This window comes from Thalassococcus arenae, from assembly GCF_019104745.1.
Taxonomy (GTDB): Bacteria; Pseudomonadota; Alphaproteobacteria; order Rhodobacterales; family Rhodobacteraceae; genus Thalassococcus_B; species Thalassococcus_B arenae.
Window position 1 is genome coordinate 1,744,432 of the sequence record NZ_JAHRWL010000001.1, and the last position, 18,137, is coordinate 1,762,568.

29 protein-coding genes are annotated in these 18,137 nt (G+C 63.6%); 27 read left to right on the plus strand and 2 right to left on the minus strand.

Features of this window, described 5'->3' with window-relative positions; translation table 11 throughout:
- Positions 1-137: 137 nt before the first annotated feature.
- Complete coding sequence (locus KUH32_RS08600) at positions 138-1,025, plus strand: DMT family transporter (RefSeq protein WP_217777625.1); 888 nt, start codon at positions 138-140, stop codon at positions 1,023-1,025.
- Here the strand turns inward: KUH32_RS08600 and KUH32_RS08605 are convergent.
- Positions 1,010-1,813 (minus strand): putative rhamnosyl transferase, encoded by an 804-nt coding sequence (locus KUH32_RS08605; RefSeq protein ID WP_217777626.1) that lies wholly within the window; start codon positions 1,811-1,813, stop codon positions 1,010-1,012. The genes KUH32_RS08600 and KUH32_RS08605 overlap by 16 nt on opposite strands.
- Before the next feature lie 360 nt (positions 1,814-2,173).
- On the opposite strand from KUH32_RS08605, the gene rpsL reads away from it, so the two are divergent.
- From rpsL to KUH32_RS08645, 8 genes are all read left to right on the plus strand, one after another.
- Positions 2,174-2,545, plus strand: a complete 372-nt coding sequence (gene rpsL, locus KUH32_RS08610; RefSeq protein ID WP_008883423.1) for a 30S ribosomal protein S12 — start codon at positions 2,174-2,176, stop codon at positions 2,543-2,545.
- Positions 2,546-2,557: 12 nt separating this feature from the next.
- Positions 2,558-3,028: a 30S ribosomal protein S7 gene (gene rpsG, locus KUH32_RS08615; RefSeq protein ID WP_217777627.1), complete on the plus strand. Its 471-nt coding sequence runs from the start codon at positions 2,558-2,560 to the stop codon at positions 3,026-3,028.
- Positions 3,029-3,042: 14 nt separating this feature from the next.
- Complete coding sequence (gene fusA, locus KUH32_RS08620; protein WP_217777628.1) at positions 3,043-5,166, plus strand: elongation factor G; 2,124 nt, start codon at positions 3,043-3,045, stop codon at positions 5,164-5,166.
- 85 nt (positions 5,167-5,251) lie between these two features.
- On the plus strand, positions 5,252-6,427 hold the full coding sequence (tuf, locus tag KUH32_RS08625) for an elongation factor Tu (protein ID WP_217777611.1): 1,176 nt from the start codon (positions 5,252-5,254) through the stop codon (positions 6,425-6,427).
- A 121-nt stretch (positions 6,428-6,548) separates the two neighbouring features.
- The gene (gene rpsJ / locus KUH32_RS08630; RefSeq protein WP_007792792.1) at positions 6,549-6,857 is read left to right on the plus strand and encodes a 30S ribosomal protein S10; all 309 of its coding nucleotides are present in this window, start codon (positions 6,549-6,551) and stop codon (positions 6,855-6,857) included.
- Positions 6,858-6,871: 14 nt separating this feature from the next.
- Positions 6,872-7,723 (plus strand): 50S ribosomal protein L3, encoded by an 852-nt coding sequence (rplC, locus tag KUH32_RS08635; protein WP_217777629.1) that lies wholly within the window; start codon positions 6,872-6,874, stop codon positions 7,721-7,723.
- A 1-nt stretch (position 7,724) separates the two neighbouring features.
- Entirely contained in the window at positions 7,725-8,342 is a 618-nt protein-coding gene (gene rplD / locus KUH32_RS08640) for a 50S ribosomal protein L4 (protein ID WP_217777630.1), read from the plus strand.
- Positions 8,339-8,635, plus strand: coding sequence for a 50S ribosomal protein L23 (locus KUH32_RS08645; RefSeq protein WP_217777631.1), 297 nt, complete (start codon positions 8,339-8,341; stop codon positions 8,633-8,635). The genes rplD and KUH32_RS08645 overlap by 4 nt, the downstream gene beginning before the upstream one ends.
- A 95-nt stretch (positions 8,636-8,730) precedes the next feature.
- Here the strand turns inward: KUH32_RS08645 and KUH32_RS08650 are convergent, their stop codons facing one another.
- Positions 8,731-9,084, minus strand: a complete 354-nt coding sequence (locus tag KUH32_RS08650) for a phasin family protein (protein ID WP_217777632.1) — start codon at positions 9,082-9,084, stop codon at positions 8,731-8,733.
- A 355-nt stretch (positions 9,085-9,439) separates the two neighbouring features.
- Between KUH32_RS08650 and rplB the strand changes: the two genes are divergently transcribed.
- The 18 genes from rplB to rpmD all read left to right on the plus strand — a co-directional run bounded on the left by rplB (position 9,440) and on the right by rpmD (position 18,091).
- A complete protein-coding gene (rplB, locus tag KUH32_RS08655; RefSeq protein ID WP_217777633.1) occupies positions 9,440-10,282 on the plus strand; it encodes a 50S ribosomal protein L2 in 843 nt (280 codons plus the stop codon).
- A 3-nt stretch (positions 10,283-10,285) separates the two neighbouring features.
- A complete protein-coding gene (rpsS, locus tag KUH32_RS08660) occupies positions 10,286-10,564 on the plus strand; it encodes a 30S ribosomal protein S19 (RefSeq protein WP_217777634.1) in 279 nt (92 codons plus the stop codon).
- Positions 10,565-10,567: 3 nt separating this feature from the next.
- Positions 10,568-10,948, plus strand: a complete 381-nt coding sequence (rplV, locus tag KUH32_RS08665) for a 50S ribosomal protein L22 (RefSeq protein WP_217777635.1) — start codon at positions 10,568-10,570, stop codon at positions 10,946-10,948.
- A complete protein-coding gene (gene rpsC, locus KUH32_RS08670) occupies positions 10,948-11,664 on the plus strand; it encodes a 30S ribosomal protein S3 (protein ID WP_217777636.1) in 717 nt (238 codons plus the stop codon). The genes rplV and rpsC overlap by 1 nt, the downstream gene beginning before the upstream one ends.
- Positions 11,665-11,677: 13 nt before the next feature.
- A complete protein-coding gene (gene rplP / locus KUH32_RS08675) occupies positions 11,678-12,091 on the plus strand; it encodes a 50S ribosomal protein L16 (RefSeq protein ID WP_217777637.1) in 414 nt (137 codons plus the stop codon).
- A 169-nt stretch (positions 12,092-12,260) separates the two neighbouring features.
- Positions 12,261-12,878 (plus strand): 2OG-Fe(II) oxygenase family protein, encoded by a 618-nt coding sequence (locus KUH32_RS08680; RefSeq protein ID WP_217777638.1) that lies wholly within the window; start codon positions 12,261-12,263, stop codon positions 12,876-12,878.
- Between the two features lie 119 nt (positions 12,879-12,997).
- Positions 12,998-13,606, plus strand: a complete 609-nt coding sequence (locus tag KUH32_RS08685; protein WP_348541098.1) for a hypothetical protein — start codon at positions 12,998-13,000, stop codon at positions 13,604-13,606.
- A gap of 164 nt (positions 13,607-13,770) precedes the next feature.
- Positions 13,771-13,980: a 50S ribosomal protein L29 gene (rpmC, locus tag KUH32_RS08690; RefSeq protein ID WP_217777639.1), complete on the plus strand. Its 210-nt coding sequence runs from the start codon at positions 13,771-13,773 to the stop codon at positions 13,978-13,980.
- Positions 13,981-13,984: 4 nt separating this feature from the next.
- Positions 13,985-14,215 (plus strand): 30S ribosomal protein S17, encoded by a 231-nt coding sequence (rpsQ, locus tag KUH32_RS08695; RefSeq protein ID WP_217777640.1) that lies wholly within the window; start codon positions 13,985-13,987, stop codon positions 14,213-14,215.
- 78 nt (positions 14,216-14,293) lie between these two features.
- A complete protein-coding gene (gene rplN / locus KUH32_RS08700) occupies positions 14,294-14,662 on the plus strand; it encodes a 50S ribosomal protein L14 (RefSeq protein WP_217777641.1) in 369 nt (122 codons plus the stop codon).
- 1 nt (position 14,663) lies between these two features.
- Complete coding sequence (gene rplX / locus KUH32_RS08705; protein WP_217777642.1) at positions 14,664-14,975, plus strand: 50S ribosomal protein L24; 312 nt, start codon at positions 14,664-14,666, stop codon at positions 14,973-14,975.
- A complete protein-coding gene (gene rplE / locus KUH32_RS08710) occupies positions 14,968-15,528 on the plus strand; it encodes a 50S ribosomal protein L5 (protein WP_217777643.1) in 561 nt (186 codons plus the stop codon). Before rplX ends, rplE begins: the two co-directional genes overlap by 8 nt.
- 14 nt (positions 15,529-15,542) lie before the next feature.
- Positions 15,543-15,848: a 30S ribosomal protein S14 gene (gene rpsN, locus KUH32_RS08715; RefSeq protein ID WP_217777644.1), complete on the plus strand. Its 306-nt coding sequence runs from the start codon at positions 15,543-15,545 to the stop codon at positions 15,846-15,848.
- A gap of 13 nt (positions 15,849-15,861) precedes the next feature.
- The gene (gene rpsH / locus KUH32_RS08720; protein ID WP_217777645.1) at positions 15,862-16,254 is read left to right on the plus strand and encodes a 30S ribosomal protein S8; all 393 of its coding nucleotides are present in this window, start codon (positions 15,862-15,864) and stop codon (positions 16,252-16,254) included.
- A gap of 10 nt (positions 16,255-16,264) precedes the next feature.
- Positions 16,265-16,798, plus strand: a complete 534-nt coding sequence (gene rplF, locus KUH32_RS08725; RefSeq protein WP_217777646.1) for a 50S ribosomal protein L6 — start codon at positions 16,265-16,267, stop codon at positions 16,796-16,798.
- A 12-nt stretch (positions 16,799-16,810) separates the two neighbouring features.
- A complete protein-coding gene (gene rplR / locus KUH32_RS08730; protein ID WP_217777647.1) occupies positions 16,811-17,170 on the plus strand; it encodes a 50S ribosomal protein L18 in 360 nt (119 codons plus the stop codon).
- A gap of 151 nt (positions 17,171-17,321) precedes the next feature.
- On the plus strand, positions 17,322-17,897 hold the full coding sequence (rpsE, locus tag KUH32_RS08735) for a 30S ribosomal protein S5 (RefSeq protein ID WP_217777648.1): 576 nt from the start codon (positions 17,322-17,324) through the stop codon (positions 17,895-17,897).
- A 5-nt stretch (positions 17,898-17,902) separates the two neighbouring features.
- Positions 17,903-18,091 carry a 50S ribosomal protein L30 gene (rpmD, locus tag KUH32_RS08740; protein WP_217777649.1) on the plus strand — a complete coding sequence of 63 codons (189 nt, stop codon included), beginning with the start codon at positions 17,903-17,905 and terminating at the stop codon, positions 18,089-18,091.
- Positions 18,092-18,137: the final 46 nt, after the last annotated feature.

Genomic DNA, 18,137 nt, shown 5'->3' on the forward strand with positions numbered 1-18,137 from the left:
CGGGGGCCTTTTTCGTTTGGGGGCGGCTTCCGGCGCTCTCGGCGTCCATTCAGGATCGTTCGCGAACCGCATATGCGCATGGCAGCGGCCCTTTCCGGGGTCTGGCGCACGCCGCGATTGCCTGCTACGCGCGGCGCATGACACCGCTATCCGACAATACCAAAGGTGCGTTGCTGATGATCGCCAGCATGGCGGCGTTCACCTTTGGCGATGCCTGCGTCAAGGGGCTGGGCGGGGTGCTGCCGTTGTCGCAGATCCTGACGTTGCGGGGAATCGTCGCCAGCCTGTTCATCGCCGGGTTGGCGATCGCTCTTGGGCATGTCCGGTTCGACTTTCCGCGCAGTGACTGGCGGTTGATCGCGTTGCGGTCGCTGGCCGAACTGGGTGCGGCCATCACCTTTTTCTATGCGCTGTTCAACATGAAGCTGGCCAATGTCACGGCGCTGTTGCAGATGCTGCCGTTGACCGTGACGCTGGGTTCGGCGCTGTTCTTTCGCGAACCGGTGGGTTGGCGGCGCTGGCTGGCGATCGGAATCGGGTTCTGCGGGATGCTGCTGATCGTCAGGCCCGGCTCCGAAGGGTTCAACGCCTTCACGCTATCGGCACTTGGAACGGTGGTCTGTGTCACCGTGCGCGACCTGGTCACGCGGCGGATGTCGCGTGCGGTGCCGTCGCTTCTGGTGACGCTCTGTGCCTCGCTGACGGTGGTGGTGTTTGCCGCCACCTGGTCGCTTTGGCAGGACTGGCAGCCGCTGGAGAGCCGTTCGGCGCTGTTGCTGGGTGGGGCGAGCCTGTTCATCATCGGGGGCTACACGTTCAGCGTTCTGGTCATGCGCGTGGGCGAGGTGGGATTCGTCGCACCTTTCCGGTTTACCGGGCTGGTCTGGGCCCTGCTGCTGGGTTGGCTGTTCTTTGCCGAATGGCCCGAGACGCTGACCCTGGTCGGCGCGGTGACCATCGTCGCCACCGGCTTTTTCACCCTGTGGCGCGAAACCCGCGCGAAACGGCGTCAGGCAAAGACCTGACGCACGATTTCGTCGGTGATGCCGAACCTCTCGCGCAGCGCTGCCGCGGTTTCGGCGGACGGGCGCGGCAAGTGGATCGGTTTGACGTGTTTCTTCTGCCGCGAGTCGTTGAAGTCGTTGTGCCCGCGCACATACATCGGCGCATCGGTGAAGGTCACGGTCGGCATGAACTGCGCCACCTTGCCATGGGCGAAATTCATGATGCTCTGTCCGCATCCGCCCTGCACCACCATCGCCATGCCCATCGGGTAATAGGGCAGCACGCATTCCTCGGCGCGGATGCCATCTGCGCCGGGGCGCAGCAGGTAGCCGCGGTTGTAGTCGATCACCACCAGCTTGTTCTGTGCGCATAGCGGGGCGAGTGTTTCGGCGTCGTGTCGGACCCGCGCGACGAAATCGAAGGACACCGAGTCGTCGTCGTCCATGCGGAACTGGATGCAAGGCGAATCCGGATCGTGTCGCGCGGCGTTCAGCACCGACTTGCAGACCGGCCTGTGCGGGCCGGGCGGCCGGGCCACGATCACCGCCTGCGGCATTTCCGCCACCAGCGAAAAAAGCCGTTCCGCGAAAGGTTCGGGCAGGTCTTCGCCGATCAGGATCACGAAGGTGAAATCGGGGTCCGTCTGACCGCGCAGGCCGGGCAGGGTGATGGCCTCGAAGGTGCGAAACCGCTCTTCCATCCGTTCTGGCGCGTAGAGATAGGCGGCGCGCGCTTGGGCATCGGCATGTTCCACCTGGAAACCGCCCTCGGCGGGGTAAGAGAACCGGCACAAACCGATGACTTGCATGGGGCACCTGGTGCGGATACGTAGCTTGTTCCTGCTTGGCACCGCGAACCGCGACTGTCCAGCCGGAGCGGCTGTTGACAAGGTTTGCGACTCCCCATATACGCGCGACCAATTCGCAGGGTGCAGAGCCCCTGCCGGAGCTTAAAGAACTGAAGCGGTCACGATCCGGGCCCAGCCGCCCCGATCCTCTGGACACCCACCGCGTCGTCCCGGATTTGGGGCGCATGCGGTTTTTTGCGTCGTCCTGGTATGACGCCGAACCGGTTCGCAGCGGACGCGCCGCGGGCCAAATGACAGAACCTTAGGCATGAGGTGGCTCCTCGTGCACCACATATGTGAGAGAGACGGGGAAGATACCGGATGCCCACGATTCAACAGCTGATCCGCAAGCCGCGGCAGCCCAAAGTCAAGCGCTCGAAGTCGCAGCACCTCGAGCAGTGCCCCCAGAAGCGCGGCGTTTGCACCCGCGTCTACACCACCACCCCGAAAAAGCCGAACTCGGCCATGCGGAAGGTGGCCAAGGTGCGTCTGACCAACGGCTTCGAGGTGATCAGCTATATCCCCGGTGAAAGCCACAACCTTCAGGAACACTCGGTGGTCCTGATCCGTGGCGGCCGTGTGAAAGACCTTCCCGGTGTGCGCTACCACATCCTGCGCGGCGTGCTGGATACCCAGGGCGTCAAGGATCGCAAGCAGCGCCGTTCGAAATACGGCGCCAAGCGCCCGAAATAAGAGGATCAACAGATGTCCCGTCGTCACGCCGCCGAAAAACGCGAAGTCCTGCCCGACGCCAAGTATGGCGACCGGGTCCTGACGAAGTTCATGAACAACCTGATGGTCGACGGAAAGAAATCCGTCGCCGAGCGCATCGTCTACAACGCGCTGGACCGGGTTGAATCCAAGGTCAAGCGCGCACCCGTGGAACTGTTCCACGAGGCGCTGGACAACATCAAGCCGTCGGTCGAGGTCCGTTCGCGCCGGGTTGGTGGCGCCACCTACCAGGTGCCCGTCGAAGTGCGCCCCGAGCGCCGCGAAGCCCTGGCGATCCGCTGGCTGATCAACGCCTCGCGCGCCCGCAACGAGAACACGATGGAAGAGCGCCTCGCCGGCGAGCTTCTGGATGCCGTGCAGTCGCGCGGTGCCGCCGTGAAAAAGCGGGAAGACACCCACAAGATGGCCGACGCGAACAAAGCGTTCAGCCATTACCGCTGGTAAGAGGAACAGGCACAATGGCACGCGACTATCCGCTGACGCGCTACCGCAACTTCGGGATCATGGCGCATATCGACGCCGGCAAGACCACCACGACCGAGCGCATCCTCTACTACACCGGCAAGTCCCACAAGATCGGCGAAGTCCATGACGGCGCCGCAACGATGGACTGGATGGAGCAGGAGCAGGAGCGCGGCATCACGATCACGTCGGCCGCGACGACGACGTTCTGGCAGCGCCAGATCGACCCGACCGCTGACGGCACGTCGGACACCAAGTTCCGCTTCAACATCATCGACACCCCCGGCCACGTCGACTTCACCATCGAGGTCGAGCGTTCGCTGGCGGTTCTGGACGGCGCCGTCGCGCTGCTGGACGCCAATGCCGGCGTCGAGCCGCAGACCGAGACCGTCTGGCGCCAGGCAGACCGCTACAAGGTTCCGCGCCTGGTGTTCGTCAACAAGATGGACAAGATCGGCGCCGACTTCTTCAACTGCGTGAAGATGATCAAGGACCGCACCGGCGCGACGCCAGTTCCGGTCAACTTCCCGATCGGCGCCGAGGATCAGCTGGAAGGCATCGTCGACCTGGTCACCATGGAAGAGTGGACCTGGAAGGGCGAAGACCTGGGTGCATCCTGGACCCGCCAGCCGATCCGTGACGAACTCAAGGACCTGGCCGACGAATGGCGCGCCACGCTCATCGAGAATGCCGTCGAAATGGACGACGATGCGATGGAAGCGTATCTCGAAGGCGAAGAGCCCGACGTGGACACGCTGCGCAAGCTGATCCGCAAGGGCACGCTGTCGCTGTCCTTCGTTCCGGTCCTGGGCGGTTCGGCCTTCAAGAACAAGGGCGTGCAGCCGCTGCTGAACGCGGTGGTCGACTATCTGCCCGGTCCGCTCGACGTGCCGGCCTATGTCGGCTTTGCCCCGGGCGACGAAACCGAAACCCGGAACATCGAGCGTCACGCCAATGACGACGAGCCGTTCTCGGCGCTGGCGTTCAAGATCATGAACGACCCCTTCGTCGGTTCGCTGACCTTCACGCGCATCTATTCCGGCGTCATCAAGAAGGGTGACGCGATGCTGAACTCGACCAAGGGCAAGCGCGAGCGCGTCGGCCGGATGATGATGATGCACTCCAACAACCGCGAGGAAATCGAAGAGGCCTTCGCGGGCGACATCATCGCGCTGGCGGGTCTGAAGGAAACCACCACGGGCGACACGCTGTGCGACCCGCAGAAGTCGGTGGTTCTGGAAACCATGACCTTCCCCGATCCGGTGATCGAGATCGCGGTCGAGCCCAAGACCAAGGGCGACCAGGAAAAGATGAGCCAGGGTCTGGCGCGTCTGGCAGCCGAAGACCCGTCCTTCCGCGTCGAAACCGATCTGGAATCGGGTCAGACGATCATGAAGGGCATGGGCGAACTGCACCTCGACATCCTGGTCGACCGTCTCAAGCGCGAGTTCAAGGTCGAAGCCAATATCGGTGCGCCGCAGGTGGCCTATCGCGAAACCATCGGCCACGCGATCGAGCACACCTATACCCACAAGAAGCAGTCGGGTGGTTCGGGCCAATACGCCGAGGTCAAGCTGGAAATTTCCCCGACCGAACCGGGCGAGGGCTATTCGTTCGAAAGCCGCATCGTCGGCGGCGCGGTTCCGAAGGAATACATCCCCGGCGTCGAAAAGGGCATCAAGTCGGTGATGGACAGCGGTCCGCTGGCCGGCTTCCCGGTGATCGACTTCAAGGTCGCGCTGGTGGACGGCAAGTTCCACGACGTCGACTCGTCGGTCCTGGCCTTCGAGATCGCTTCGCGGATGTGCATGCGCGAAGGCCTCAAGAAGGCCGGCGCCAAGCTGCTCGAGCCGATCATGAAGGTCGAAGTGGTGACGCCCGAGGAATATACCGGCGGCATCATCGGCGACCTGACCTCTCGCCGGGGCCAGGTGACCGGACAGGAGCCGCGTGGCAACGCCGTCGCGATCAACGCCTTCGTGCCGCTGGCCAACATGTTCGGCTACATCAACAACCTGCGCTCGATGTCCTCGGGCCGCGCGCAGTTCACGATGCAGTTCGACCACTATGACCCGGTCCCGCAGAACATCAGCGACGAGATCCAGGCGAAATACGCATAACGGGATGGCGGGGTGAACCCCGCCCTACCCACCACCGTAGGGCGGGGTTCACCCCGCCGCCCACAAGAAAAGAGGGAGCCTTACCATGGCAAAGGAAAAGTTTTCGCGGTCGAAGCCGCACTGCAACATCGGCACGATTGGTCACGTTGACCACGGCAAGACGACGCTGACGGCGGCGATCACGAAGTATTTCGGTGATTTCAAGGCGTATGACGCGATCGACTCGGCGCCCGAGGAGAAGGCGCGGGGGATCACGATCTCGACGGCGCATGTGGAATACGAGACCGACGCGCGGCACTATGCGCATGTCGATTGCCCGGGCCACGCGGACTATGTGAAGAACATGATCACGGGTGCGGCGCAGATGGACGGCGCGATCCTGGTGGTGAACGCCGCCGACGGCCCGATGCCGCAGACCCGCGAGCACATCCTGCTGGGCCGCCAGGTCGGCATCCCGGCGATGGTGGTGTTCCTCAACAAGGTCGACCAGGTCGACGACGAGGAGCTTCTGGAGCTGGTCGAGATGGAAGTGCGCGAGCTTCTTTCGGCCTACGACTTCCCGGGCGACGACATCCCGATCATCGCGGGTTCGGCGCTGGCGGCGCTGGAAGGCCGCGATCCGGAGATCGGCGAGAACAAGATCCGCGAGCTGATGCAGGCGGTTGACGATTACATCCCGCAGCCGGCGCGGGCGGTTGACCAGCCGTTCCTGATGCCGATCGAGGACGTGTTCTCGATCTCGGGGCGCGGCACGGTCGTGACCGGCCGTGTCGAGCGGGGCGTGATCAACGTGGGCGACGAGATCGAGATCGTCGGCATCCGCGACACCAAGAAGACGACCTGCACGGGTGTCGAGATGTTCCGCAAGCTGCTGGATCGCGGCGAGGCGGGCGACAATATCGGCGCGCTGCTGCGCGGCGTCGAGCGTGACGGTGTCGAGCGCGGCCAGGTGCTGTGCAAGCCGGGTTCGGTGACGCCGCACACCAAGTTCGAGGCCGAGGTCTACATCCTGACCAAGGAAGAGGGCGGCCGCCACACGCCGTTCTTCGCGAACTACCGCCCGCAATTCTACTTCCGCACGACGGACGTGACGGGGACGGTGGAACTGCCGTCGGGCACCGAGATGGTGATGCCGGGCGACAACCTGAAGTTCACCGTGGAACTGATCGCGCCGATCGCGATGGAAGACGGCCTGCGCTTCGCCATCCGCGAAGGCGGCCGCACCGTCGGCTCCGGCGTCGTCGCCAAGATCCTCGAGTAAGCCGACAGCGCTCGACCAAGCCAATCACGGGTGGCCCCGGCCACCCGCACGGGTTCGACGAGGGGGCGGGACGGTCCCGCCTCCCTCCTCTCAACCCCAACGCCAATGAAGGCAAAGACCGATGCAAAGCCAGAACATCCGGATCCGGCTCAAGGCGTTCGATTACCGCGTGCTGGATGCCAGCACCCAGGAGATCGTGAACACCGCCAAGCGGACCGGCGCGCAGGTGCGCGGACCGATCCCGCTGCCGAACAAGATCGAGAAATTCACCGTTCTGCGTGGTCCCCACGTGAACAAGAAATCCCGCGACCAGTTCGAAATCCGCACGCACAAGCGGCTTTTGGACATCGTCGATCCGACCCCGCAGACCGTGGACGCGCTGATGAAGCTCGACCTCGCGGCCGGCGTGGATGTCGAGATCAAGGTGTAAGGGAGGGCTGTCCGATGCGTTCAGGAGTGATCGCAAAGAAGGTCGGCATGACCCGTCTTTTCATGGAAGACGGCAAGCAGATCCCCGTCACCGTGCTGCAACTGGACAACCTTCAGGTTGTTGCGCAGCGCACAGCGGACACGCATGGTTATTCGGCGGTTCAGCTGGGCTGCGGCACGGCCAAGGCCAAGCGCACGTCGAAGGCAATGCGCGGCCATTTCGCCGCCGCCAAGGTCGAACCCAAGCGCAAGGTGGCCGAATTCCGCGTCGCGCCGGAGAACATGATCGACGTGGGTGAGGAAATCACCGCCGATCATTACTTCGCCGGCCAGTACGTGGACGTGTCGGGCACGTCGATCGGCAAGGGTTTTGCCGGTGCGATGAAGCGGCACAATTTCGGTGGTCTGCGCGCCTCGCACGGCGTGTCGATCAGCCACCGTTCGCACGGCTCGACCGGCCAGTGCCAGGAACCCGGCAAGGTGTTCAAGGGCAAGAAGATGGCGGGCCACATGGGCGCCGTCCGCGTCACCACGCAGAACCTGCAGGTGGTCAAGACCGATGCCGATCGCGGCATCATCATGATCAAGGGCGCGGTTCCCGGTGCCAAGGGCGGCTGGGTCACGATCAAGGACGCGGTGAAAAAGCCGTTGCCCGAGAACGTCATCCTGCCCGCCGCGCTGCGTTCGGCCGCGGCCGAAGCCAAGCGTCTGGCCGAAGAAGCCGCCGCTGCCGCCGAAGCCGAAGCCAAGGCCGCCGAAGAGGCACGCCTGGCCGAGGAAGCCGCACAGCAGGCCGCCGCAGAAGCCGAAGCCGAAAAGGCGGGCGACGATGCATCGGATGCCCCCGAGAACAAGGAAGGTGAGTGAGATGAAATTCGACGTCATCAAGCTCGACGGCGGCAAGGCCGGGTCGGTCGACCTGACGGACGAGATCTTTGATCTCGAGCCGCGCGCCGACATCCTGCACCGCGTCGTGCGTTGGCAGCGCAACAAGGCGCAGGCCGGCACGCACAAGGTCAAGACCCGTTCGGAAGTCAGCTACTCGACCAAGAAGATCTATCGCCAGAAGGGCACCGGCGGCGCACGCCACGGATCGCGCAAGGCACCGATCTTCCGCAAGGGCGGCATCTACAAGGGTCCGACCCCGCGCAGCCACGCCCACGACCTGCCCAAGAAGGTCCGCGCGCTTGGCCTCAAGCACGCCCTGTCGGCCAAGGCCAAGTCGGGCGCTCTGGTGGTCATCGACATGGCGGAATCGGACGGCAAGACCGGCGCCTTGGCCAAGCAGATCGCCAAGCTGGGCTGGAAGCGCGCGTTGATCATCGATGGCGCTGCGGTGAACGAGGGCTTTGCCCAGGCCGCGCGCAACATCGAAGGTCTGGATGTGCTGCCCAGCATCGGCGCAAACGTCTATGACATCCTTCGCCGTGACACGCTTGTGCTCACCAAGGCGGGTGTCGAAGCACTGGAGGCTCGACTGAAATGAGCGCGAAGCCCGAACATTACGACGTGATCCGCAAGCCGCTGATCACCGAGAAAACCACCATGGCGTCGGAAAACGGCGCGGTGGTCTTCGAAGTGGCCATGGACGCCAACAAGCCGCAGATCAAGGAAGCGGTGGAAACGCTGTTCGGCGTCAAGGTGAAGGCGGTCAACACCGCCATCGCCAAGGGTAAGACCAAGCGGTTCAAGGGCACCAAGGGCAAGCGGGCCGACGTCAAGAAAGCCTATGTCACCCTTGAAGAGGGTAACACGATCGACGTGTCGACCGGTCTCTGACCGACGAGTACAAGGCGGGTCGAACCCGCCGAACGCAAACCCCGGCCCGGATCGCGGCCGGGGTTTTCGTTTTCGGGCCGGCCGACGCGTGCTGGTCAGAGCGGCACGTCGTCATAGCTGCGGGCCTGTCCGGTCTGCGCTTGTTTCAGCGCATCCCCGGTCGCTTCGGACATCATCTTGAACAGGTGCGCCGCTTCTTCCGAGTATTGCTTCATCGCGGTCTGGTAGAATTCGGACTGGATTTTCATCAGTTCCGCGGGGTTCTTGCAGCTGAGGATGGCGCGTTGCGTTTCCATGTCCTGCTGCAGCCGTTTCATCACGAATTCGGCGCTTTCGGCCATGATGTCGTACCAGGCATGCATCACCGTCGGGCTGACCGCCTTCATCGCGGCGGTCATCGCGGTGGCGCCGGTTTCGGTGTCGGTTTTCGGTTTGGTGGTCTTGTTCATGTCGGCATCTCCCTTGAAAGCCGTTTGCGGGCACGCGCGACAGCGCGACCGGAAACCGCGGGCATCATACTCCCCGAACGGGAACCGGGCCTTGATCTGGATCGTTCGGGCAGTGCACTTGACCGGGGCGAAACCCGGTCGGGTCGTGGTCTTTGCCCGAACCCCCGCGAAAGCCTTGACCCCTTGCGCCCATCCGACTACACGAGGCCATCCGTGAGGCCCCGGATTCGTCCGGGGCTTCGCTTTTGTTCGCAAGAACGCTTCTAACCGGGCACCTCCGGGGGCCTATACCACGGTCGCAAGACCCACACATAGCGGGGCAAAGGCCCTGCAAAGCTGACGGAAGACAGAAAGCATGGCACTCAAGTCGTACAAGCCGACGACGCCGGGCCAGCGCGGGCTGGTGCTGATCGACCGTTCGGAGCTGTACAAAGGACGCCCCGTCAAGGCCCTCACCGAGGGTCTGACGAAATCGGGCGGCCGGAACAACACCGGACGTATCACGGCACGCCGCCGCGGTGGCGGGGCGAAACGCCTCTACCGGATCGTCGATTTCAAGCGGAACAAGTTCGACGTGAACGGCATCGTCGTTCGTATCGAATATGACCCCAACCGCACCGCGTTCATCGCACTGGTTCAGTATGATGACGGCGAACAGGCCTATATCCTGGCCCCGCAGCGGCTGGGCATCGGAGACAAGGTCGTGGCCAGCGCCAAGGCCGACATCAAGCCGGGCAACGCGATGCCGTTCAGCGGCATGCCGATCGGCACGATCGTCCACAATATCGAACTGAAGCCCGGCAAGGGCGGCCAGATCGCACGCGCCGCGGGCACCTACGCCCAGTTCGTCGGCCGCGACGGTGGCTATGCCCAGATCCGTCTGAGTTCGGGCGAACTGCGCCTGGTGCGCCAGGAATGCATGGCCACGGTTGGCGCGGTGTCGAACCCCGACAACTCCAACCAGAACCTGGGCAAGGCCGGCCGCGTCCGCCACATGGGCAAGCGCCCGTCCGTCCGCGGTGTCGTGATGAACCCGATCGACCACCCGCATGGCGGTGGCGAAGGCCGTACCTCGGGTGGCCGTCACCCGGTGACGCCCTGGGGCAAGCCGACCAAGGGCAAGAAGACCCGCAACACCAACAAGGCCTCGCAAAAGCTGATCATCCGCTCGCGCCACGCCAAGAAGAAGGGGCGGTAATCCATGTCGCGCTCTGTTTGGAAAGGCCCCTTTGTCGATGCCTACGTCTTGAAGAAGGCGGAAAAGGCTCGCGAATCCGGCCGCAACGAAGTGATCAAGATCTGGTCGCGCCGTTCGACGATCCTGCCCCAGTTCGTGGGCCTGACGTTCGGCGTCTACAACGGCCAGAAGCACATCCCGGTCAACGTGACCGAGGACATGATCGGCCAGAAATTCGGTGAATACTCCCCCACGCGGACCTATTACGGCCACGCGGCGGACAAGAAAGCCAAGAGGAAGTAAGCCATGGGCAAGGATAAAAATCCCCGCCGCGTGGCGGACAACGAAGCGATGGCCAAGCTGCGCATGCTGCGCACCAGCCCGCAGAAGCTGAACCTTGTCGCCGCGCTGATCCGCGGCAAGAAGGTCGAACGCGCCTTGACCGATCTGACCTTCTCGAAGAAGCGGATCGCCGAGGACGTGAAGAAGTGCCTGCAATCCGCCATCGCCAACGCCGAGAACAACCACGGCCTGGACGTCGACGAACTGATCGTCGCCGAGGCCTATGTCGGCAAGAACCTGGTGATGAAGCGCGGCCGTCCGCGGGCGCGTGGCCGGTTCGGCCGGATCAACAAGCCGTTCTCGGAACTCACCATCAAGGTGCGCCAGATCGAGGAGCAAGCCTAATGGGTAACAAGACCAATCCGATCGGCATGCGCCTGCAGGTCAACCGCACCTGGGACAGCCGCTGGTACGCCGATACCAAGGATTACGGGAACCTTCTTCTCGAAGATCTCGCGATCCGCGACTTCATTCACAACGAATGCAAGCAGGCCGGTGTGGCCCGTATCATCATCGAACGCCCGCACAAGAAGTGCCGCGTGACGATCCACACGGCCCGTCCGGGTGTGATCATCGGCAAGAAGGGCGCCGATATCGAGGTGCTGCGCAAGAAGCTGGCGGCGATGACCGACAGCGAACTGCACCTCAACATCGTCGAAGTGCGCAAGCCGGAACTGGACGCGCGCCTGGTGGGTGAGTCGATCGCCCAGCAGCTCGAACGCCGGGTCAGCTTCCGTCGTGCGATGAAGCGGGCTGTGCAGAACGCCATGCGCATGGGTGCACTGGGTATCCGCGTGAACGTCGCCGGCCGTCTGGGCGGTGCCGAAATCGCACGGACCGAATGGTACCGCGAGGGCCGGGTGCCGCTGCACACGCTGCGGGCCGACATCGATTATGCCAACGTCGAGGCGACCACGCCTTACGGCATCATCGGCATCAAGGTCTGGATCTTCAAAGGCGAGATCATGGAGCACGATCCGTCGGCCCGTGACCGCAAGGCGCAAGAGCTGCAGGATGGTCCCGCCCCGCGCGGCCCCGGCGGCCCCCGCCGCGACCGCTGAGGAGTATTGAGAGATGCTGCAACCAAAGCGCACGAAATTCCGCAAGATGCACAAGGGCCGGATCCGCGGCGAAGCCAAGGGAGGGTCGGATCTGAACTTCGGCACCTACGGCCTCAAGGCGACCCAGCCCGAGCGCGTCACCGCGCGCCAGATCGAAGCCGCCCGCCGGGCCATGACGCGCCATATGAAGCGTCAGGGCCGGGTCTGGATCCGGATCTTCCCCGATACCCCGATCACGGCCAAGCCGATCGAGGTGCGGATGGGTAAGGGCAAGGGTTCAGTCGACCGCTGGGCCTGCAAGGTCAAGCCGGGCCGGATCATGTTCGAGATCGACGGCGTCGCCGAAGACATCGCCCGCGAGGCGCTGCGCCTGGCCGCGATGAAGCTGCCGATCAAGACCCGCGTCGTGGTCCGCGAAGACTGGTAACGGTCGAAAACGCGACAGCGTTTTCTGACTGGTGCGGTGTAGGCAAAATCGCAGATTTTGTCCGGGCCGCACAGAGTAGACAAAAGAACCCCCGGCCGCGCGCCGGGGGTTTTTCGTTGCGGCGCGGCGCGGTAAACCCGGCCTGACCCCCGTAAACAGGATCGCCCGGATGACCACGATGAAATCCCTCTTCGCCACCCGCCTCTACCACGCGCGCCTGAGCGATCACGGTGCGATCGACACGGCGGAATTGGAAGCCTCGTGCTATTCCATCGCCGAGGATGACGAGGCCGGGCAGGACTGGTGCGAAACCGAGGGCTATCCCGGCTATACCTCGTATGCCTCGCTGACCGATCTGCCCTGGCGGTTCCCGATCTTCGCCGATGTGGTCAAGGCGCTGGACAAGCACGTGGCCGCTTTCGCCGTGGATCTTGAATTCGACCTGGGCGACAAGGGGCTGGTTCTCGAGGATATCTGGATCAACATCCTGCCCGAGGGCGGCATGCATTCCAGCCACATCCACCCGCATTCGGTGATTTCGGGCACGACCTACGTGGCGATGCCCGACGGCGCGAGTGCGCTGAAGCTGGAAGACCCCCGCCTGCCGATGATGATGGCTGCGCCGACCCGCAACAAGGGCTGCCGCGAGGAGTTGCGCAGTTTCGTCTACGTCAAGCCGCAGGTGGGCGATGTATTGCTTTGGGAATCCTGGCTGCGCCACGAAGTGCCGATGAACATGTCCGAGGACGACCGGATCAGCGTCAGCTTCAACTACAGGTGGGACTAGACGCGTTCCTGTCTGGTCGCGGCACGCCCTTGTCTCTTTGCCACGGACAACGCGGGGATATCGACATTTCGGTGGTTCAGTCAGTCCGGCGGGCGTTCGAAGCCCAGGTCCCCCGCAAGGTGGTACGCGATTTGTACAACCGGGTTCGTTTCGGCGATCTGGCGCCGCTGTCGGACGCGGCGATTTTCGTCGATGCCGAAACCGTCGTCGACCGGTACGACCATGACCGGGCCGGTCGTCGTTTCCGGCGGCAGGACAGCGGAGCGGTGATCGGCGGCGACTGGGATCAATTCCGGTCCGATGTCGAGGCGGACACGAAGCTGGTCAGTTGCCGGATGCGGTACGAGGGCGGGGCGGAATGGGCAGACACGCCGGTCTACCAGCGCATGCTGGCCGAGATCGCGCGCGGCCATGACCCCGACGGCTGCGCGACCGAGACGGCGCTGCAGGCGCGTTATGCCGAACTGGACCGGATCTTCGAGGAAACCCGGAAACGCGGCCGCTTGTTGCGGGCAAGCGAAACACCCCAGGCGTATCGGCGGGAGCATGGCGGCATTTTCCTGCATGTCGCACGGGACGGCACCTGTTTGCGCGGCGGCGGCGGCGCACACCGCTTTGCTATCGCCAAGATCCTGCGCCTGACCGCGATGCCGGCGCAGATCGGCGTGGTCCATCCGCAGGCGGTGGTGGACGGCCAGGTCGCGCGCCTGATGGCTGCGGCGGCGTGAGCGCCGCGCCAGGCGGTGCTTTCTGCCGCGCGGGTTATTGGGGCTTGCTTTCGCCGGGTATCCGGACTAACAGGGCGCCTCATTCACGGACTCCACCGGAATTCTGGTGACCCTGCGATTCGTGGGCAGGGGCCAACCGGTGATGTTGACAGAAGGAAAAGGCGATGAACGCCAAGGAACTCCGTGACAAGACCCCGGACGAACTCCGGGACCAGCTTGTCGCTCTGAAGAAAGAGGCCTTCAACCTGCGCTTCCAGCAGGCCACCGGCCAGATGGAAAGCACCGCCCGCATGCGCTCGGTGAAGCGCGACGTGGCACGGGTCAAGACCATCCTGAACGAAAAGGCCGCAGCCGCGGCCGGCGAGAAGGCGTAAACACATGCCCAAGCGTATCCTGCAAGGCGTCGTGACCTCGACCGCCAACGCCCAGACCGTGACGGTCAGCGTCGAACGCCGCTTCAAGCACCCGGTTCTGCAAAAGACGATCCGGAAGTCCAAGAAGTACCGCGCCCATGACGAGGCCGAGAAATTCGCTGTCGGCGACACCGTGCGCATCATCGAATGCGCGCCCAAGTCGAAAACGAAACGCTGGGAGGTGATTGCCGAATAAGGCCGTCACCTTTCGGTTTGAACGAAACCCCCGGGTCAATGTCCTGAACAGGCGGTCCGGGAAGTCGGGAGAAACCAAATGATCCAGATGCAGACCAATCTGGATGTCGCTGACAACTCCGGCGCACGCCGGGTGCAGTGCATCAAGGTCCTCGGCGGCTCGCATCGCCGCTACGCATCGGTCGGCGATATCATCGTCGTCTCGGTGAAAGAGGCCATTCCGCGCGGCCGCGTGAAAAAAGGTGACGTCCGCAAGGCCGTCGTCGTGCGCACCGCCAAGGAAGTCCGCCGCGAAGACGGCACCACGATCCGCTTCGACCGCAATGCGGCCGTGATCCTGAACAATGCGGGCGAGCCGATCGGCACCCGGATCTTCGGGCCGGTCGTTCGCGAGCTGCGGGCCAAGAACTTCATGAAGATCATCTCGCTCGCCCCGGAGGTGCTGTAAGATGGCTGCAAAACTGAAAAAGGGTGACAAGGTCATCGTCCTGGCCGGCAAGGACAAGGGCAAGACCGGCGAGATCACCCAGGTCATGCCGAAAACCGGCAAGGCTATCGTCGATGGCGTCAACATCGCCATCCGCCACCAGCGCCAGACCCAGAACAGCCAGGGCGGCCGCATTCCCAAGGCGCAGCCGATCGACCTGTCGAACCTGGCCATCGTCGACAAGAACGGCAAGCCGACGCGCGTCGGGTTCAAGATGGACGGCGACAAGAAGGTTCGCTTTGCCAAGACCACGGGGGACGTGATCGATGCTTGATGCAGCCAGCTATACCCCGCGCCTCAAGGCCGATTTCCGAGGCCGTATCGCGCCTGCGCTGAAAGAAGAATTCGGCTACAAGAACGATCTGCAGATCCCCAAGCTGGACAAGATCGTGCTGAACATCGGCTGTGGCGCAGAAGCCGTGCGCGACAGCAAGAAGGCCAAGTCGGCCGTCGAAGACCTGACCAAGATCGCCGGCCAGCAGGCCGTCGGCACCAAGGCCAAGCAGTCGCACGCGCCGTTCCGCCTGCGCGAAGGCATGGTGATCGGCGCCAAGGTCACGCTGCGCGGCGACCGGATGTACGAATTCCTCGATCGTCTGATCACCGTGGCGATGCCCCGCATCCGCGACTTCCGTGGCGTGAAGCCGTCCTTTGACGGCCGCGGCAATTTCGCCATGGGTCTGAAGGAACACATCGTGTTCCCCGAGATCGATTTCGACAAGGTCGACGAAGTGTGGGGGATGGACATCGTCATCACCACCACCGCGAACACCGACGCAGAAGCCAAGGCGCTGTTGAAGCACTTCAACATGCCGTTCAACGCCTGAGAGGATCAGAACCCATGGCGAAGAAAGCAATGATTGAACGCGAGAAGAAGCGCCAGAAGCTGGTGGAGCAGTATGCCGCCAAGCGGGCCGCGCTCAAGGAAATCGCGAACGACGAAAGCAAACCGATGGAAGAGCGCTTCAAGGCCCGGCTCAAGCTGGCCAAGCTGCCGCGCAATTCCTCGCCCACCCGGCTGCACAACCGCTGCCAGTTGACGGGCCGTCCCCACGCCTATTACCGCAAGCTCAAGATCAGCCGGATCGCCCTGCGCGAACTGGGCTCGAACGGCCAGCTTCCGGGTATGGTCAAGTCGAGCTGGTAAGGAGGGTTAAGACATGAACGATCCTATCGGCGATATGCTGACCCGCATCCGCAACGCTTCGATGCGCGGAAAATCCACCGTCCTGACCCCGGCGTCGAAACTGCGCGCCCGCGTGCTCGACGTGATGGCGGACGAAGGCTACATCCGCGGCTACGAAGAAACCAAAGATGACCTCGGCCACCCGGCCTACGAGATCTCGCTCAAGTATTTCGACGGCACCCCGGTGATCCGCGAACTCAAGCGCGTCTCCAAGCCCGGCCGCCGCGTCTATCTGGGCGTCAAGGAAATCCCGCAGGTGCGTCAGGGCCTGGGCGTGTCGATCGTCTCGACCTCGCGCGGTGTCATGACCGATGCAAGTGCACGCGCTGCCAATGTTGGCGGCGAAGTGCTCTGCACGCTGTTCTGAGGAGGCCGACATGTCTCGTATTGGGAAAAAGCCGGTCGCGCTGCCCTCGGGGGTTTCGGCCTCTGTTTCGGGTCAGACGATCGAGGTGAAGGGGCCGAAAGGCACGCAGAGCTTCACCGCAACCGACGATGTGACCCTCACCGTCGGCGAAGGCCAGGTGCAGGTCGATCCGCGCGGCAAGTCCAAGCGCGCACGCCAGCAATGGGGCATGAGCCGCACCATCGTGGCCAACATGGTCCACGGCGTGACGGACGTGTTCAAGAAGGAACTGGAAATCCAGGGCGTGGGTTACCGAGCGCAGCTGCAGGGCAAGACCCTCAAGCTGAACCTCGGCTACAGCCATGATGTGGATTTCGAAATTCCCGATGGCATCACCGTGACCTGTCCGAAGCCGACGGAAATCATCGTCGAAGGCCACGATGCGCAGCAGGTGGGCCAGGTGGCGGCGAACATCCGCGACTGGCGGCGTCCCGAGCCCTACAAGGGCAAGGGCATCCGCTACAAGGGCGAATACATCTTCGCCAAAGAAGGCAAGAAGAAGTAAGGACGCAAGGATATGGCTAACAGCAAGAAAGTGTTGTTCCAGAAGCGCCGCCTGCGCGTCCGGAACAAGTTGCGGGCGGTCAATGCCGGCCGCGTGCGCCTGAGCGTGCACCGCAGCAACAAGACCATCAGCGCGCAGCTGATCGACGACGTGAAGGGTGTGACGCTTGCCGCGGCATCCTCGGCCGAAAAGGCCCTGGGCGTGGCGGGCAAGTGCAACATCGAGGCGGCCACCAAGGTGGGCGCGGCGATCGCCGAGCGCGCCAAGAAGGCCGGCGTGGCCGAGGCCTATTTCGACCGGGGCGGGTTCCTGTTCCACGGTCGGGTCAAGGCGCTGGCCGATGCCGCCCGCGAGGGCGGTCTCAAGATCTGACGGTTCGGTGCGTGCGATCACGCACCCTACGGAAAGACGAAAACAGTAGGGTGCGTGATGTCACGCACCCTCGATGATCCGGGCCCGGACCTGATCCGGCGCACCAGGATTGGACAACCGGCGCCCGGCGCCACATGAAAGGGAAAGCCTGATGGCAGACCGTGAAAACAGAGGACGCCGTGGCCGCGACCGCGAAGAAGCGGCTCCGGAATTTGCAGATCGCCTTGTCGCGATCAACCGCGTGTCGAAAACCGTGAAGGGCGGAAAGCGCTTCGGCTTTGCGGCGCTGGTCGTCGTGGGCGACCAGAAAGGCCGCGTCGGCTTCGGCAAGGGCAAGGCCAAGGAAGTTCCCGAGGCCATCCGCAAGGCGACCGAGCAGGCCAAGCGCAAGATGATGCGCGTGCCGCTGAAAGAGGGCCGCACCCTGCACCACGATATCGAGGGCCGCCATGGCGCGGGCCGCGTCGTGATGCGCACCGCCCCGCAGGGCACCGGGATCATCGCCGGTGGTCCGATGCGCGCCGTGTTCGAGATGCTGGGCGTTCAGGACGTTGTCGCCAAGTCGATCGGTTCGCAGAACCCCTACAACATGATCCGCGCCACGCTGGACGGTCTGAACCGCGAACAGAGCCCGCGTTCGGTCGCACAGCGCCGCGGCAAGAAGGTTGCCGACATTCTGCCCAAGCGCGACGACGCGTCGGCGGAAGCCGCGACCGAGGAGGCCTGAGACCCATGGCAAAGACCATCGTCGTCAAGCAGATCGGCAGTCCGATCCGCCGCCCCGCCGTTCAGCGCCAGACGCTGATCGGCCTGGGGCTCAACAAGATGCACAAGACCCGCGAGCTTGAGGATACCCCCTCGGTCCGCGGCATGATCCGCAAGATTCCGCATCTGGTCGAGATCGTCGAAGAAAAAGGCTGACGCAGCGACATCGCAGCAATGCCTGAAAACGAAAGCGCCCCGCGGC

Excerpts from the sequence above, each read along its gene's own strand:
- KUH32_RS08600 (WP_217777625.1), top strand. The coding sequence starts at position 138 with ATGACACCGCTATCCGACAATACCAAAGGTGCGTTGCTGATGATCGCC.
- KUH32_RS08605 (WP_217777626.1), bottom strand. The coding sequence starts at position 1,813 with ATGCAAGTCATCGGTTTGTGCCGGTTCTCTTACCCCGCCGAGGGCGGT.
- rpsL (WP_008883423.1), top strand. The coding sequence starts at position 2,174 with ATGCCCACGATTCAACAGCTGATCCGCAAGCCGCGGCAGCCCAAAGTC.
- rpsG (WP_217777627.1), top strand. The coding sequence starts at position 2,558 with ATGTCCCGTCGTCACGCCGCCGAAAAACGCGAAGTCCTGCCCGACGCC.
- fusA (WP_217777628.1), top strand. The coding sequence starts at position 3,043 with ATGGCACGCGACTATCCGCTGACGCGCTACCGCAACTTCGGGATCATG.
- tuf (WP_217777611.1), top strand. The coding sequence starts at position 5,252 with ATGGCAAAGGAAAAGTTTTCGCGGTCGAAGCCGCACTGCAACATCGGC.
- rpsJ (WP_007792792.1), top strand. The coding sequence starts at position 6,549 with ATGCAAAGCCAGAACATCCGGATCCGGCTCAAGGCGTTCGATTACCGC.
- rplC (WP_217777629.1), top strand. The coding sequence starts at position 6,872 with ATGCGTTCAGGAGTGATCGCAAAGAAGGTCGGCATGACCCGTCTTTTC.
- rplD (WP_217777630.1), top strand. The coding sequence starts at position 7,725 with ATGAAATTCGACGTCATCAAGCTCGACGGCGGCAAGGCCGGGTCGGTC.
- KUH32_RS08645 (WP_217777631.1), top strand. The coding sequence starts at position 8,339 with ATGAGCGCGAAGCCCGAACATTACGACGTGATCCGCAAGCCGCTGATC.
- KUH32_RS08650 (WP_217777632.1), bottom strand. The coding sequence starts at position 9,084 with ATGAACAAGACCACCAAACCGAAAACCGACACCGAAACCGGCGCCACC.
- rplB (WP_217777633.1), top strand. The coding sequence starts at position 9,440 with ATGGCACTCAAGTCGTACAAGCCGACGACGCCGGGCCAGCGCGGGCTG.
- rpsS (WP_217777634.1), top strand. The coding sequence starts at position 10,286 with ATGTCGCGCTCTGTTTGGAAAGGCCCCTTTGTCGATGCCTACGTCTTG.
- rplV (WP_217777635.1), top strand. The coding sequence starts at position 10,568 with ATGGGCAAGGATAAAAATCCCCGCCGCGTGGCGGACAACGAAGCGATG.
- rpsC (WP_217777636.1), top strand. The coding sequence starts at position 10,948 with ATGGGTAACAAGACCAATCCGATCGGCATGCGCCTGCAGGTCAACCGC.
- rplP (WP_217777637.1), top strand. The coding sequence starts at position 11,678 with ATGCTGCAACCAAAGCGCACGAAATTCCGCAAGATGCACAAGGGCCGG.
- KUH32_RS08680 (WP_217777638.1), top strand. The coding sequence starts at position 12,261 with ATGACCACGATGAAATCCCTCTTCGCCACCCGCCTCTACCACGCGCGC.
- rpmC (WP_217777639.1), top strand. The coding sequence starts at position 13,771 with ATGAACGCCAAGGAACTCCGTGACAAGACCCCGGACGAACTCCGGGAC.
- rpsQ (WP_217777640.1), top strand. The coding sequence starts at position 13,985 with ATGCCCAAGCGTATCCTGCAAGGCGTCGTGACCTCGACCGCCAACGCC.
- rplN (WP_217777641.1), top strand. The coding sequence starts at position 14,294 with ATGATCCAGATGCAGACCAATCTGGATGTCGCTGACAACTCCGGCGCA.
- rplX (WP_217777642.1), top strand. The coding sequence starts at position 14,664 with ATGGCTGCAAAACTGAAAAAGGGTGACAAGGTCATCGTCCTGGCCGGC.
- rplE (WP_217777643.1), top strand. The coding sequence starts at position 14,968 with ATGCTTGATGCAGCCAGCTATACCCCGCGCCTCAAGGCCGATTTCCGA.
- rpsN (WP_217777644.1), top strand. The coding sequence starts at position 15,543 with ATGGCGAAGAAAGCAATGATTGAACGCGAGAAGAAGCGCCAGAAGCTG.
- rpsH (WP_217777645.1), top strand. The coding sequence starts at position 15,862 with ATGAACGATCCTATCGGCGATATGCTGACCCGCATCCGCAACGCTTCG.
- rplF (WP_217777646.1), top strand. The coding sequence starts at position 16,265 with ATGTCTCGTATTGGGAAAAAGCCGGTCGCGCTGCCCTCGGGGGTTTCG.
- rplR (WP_217777647.1), top strand. The coding sequence starts at position 16,811 with ATGGCTAACAGCAAGAAAGTGTTGTTCCAGAAGCGCCGCCTGCGCGTC.
- rpsE (WP_217777648.1), top strand. The coding sequence starts at position 17,322 with ATGGCAGACCGTGAAAACAGAGGACGCCGTGGCCGCGACCGCGAAGAA.
- rpmD (WP_217777649.1), top strand. The coding sequence starts at position 17,903 with ATGGCAAAGACCATCGTCGTCAAGCAGATCGGCAGTCCGATCCGCCGC.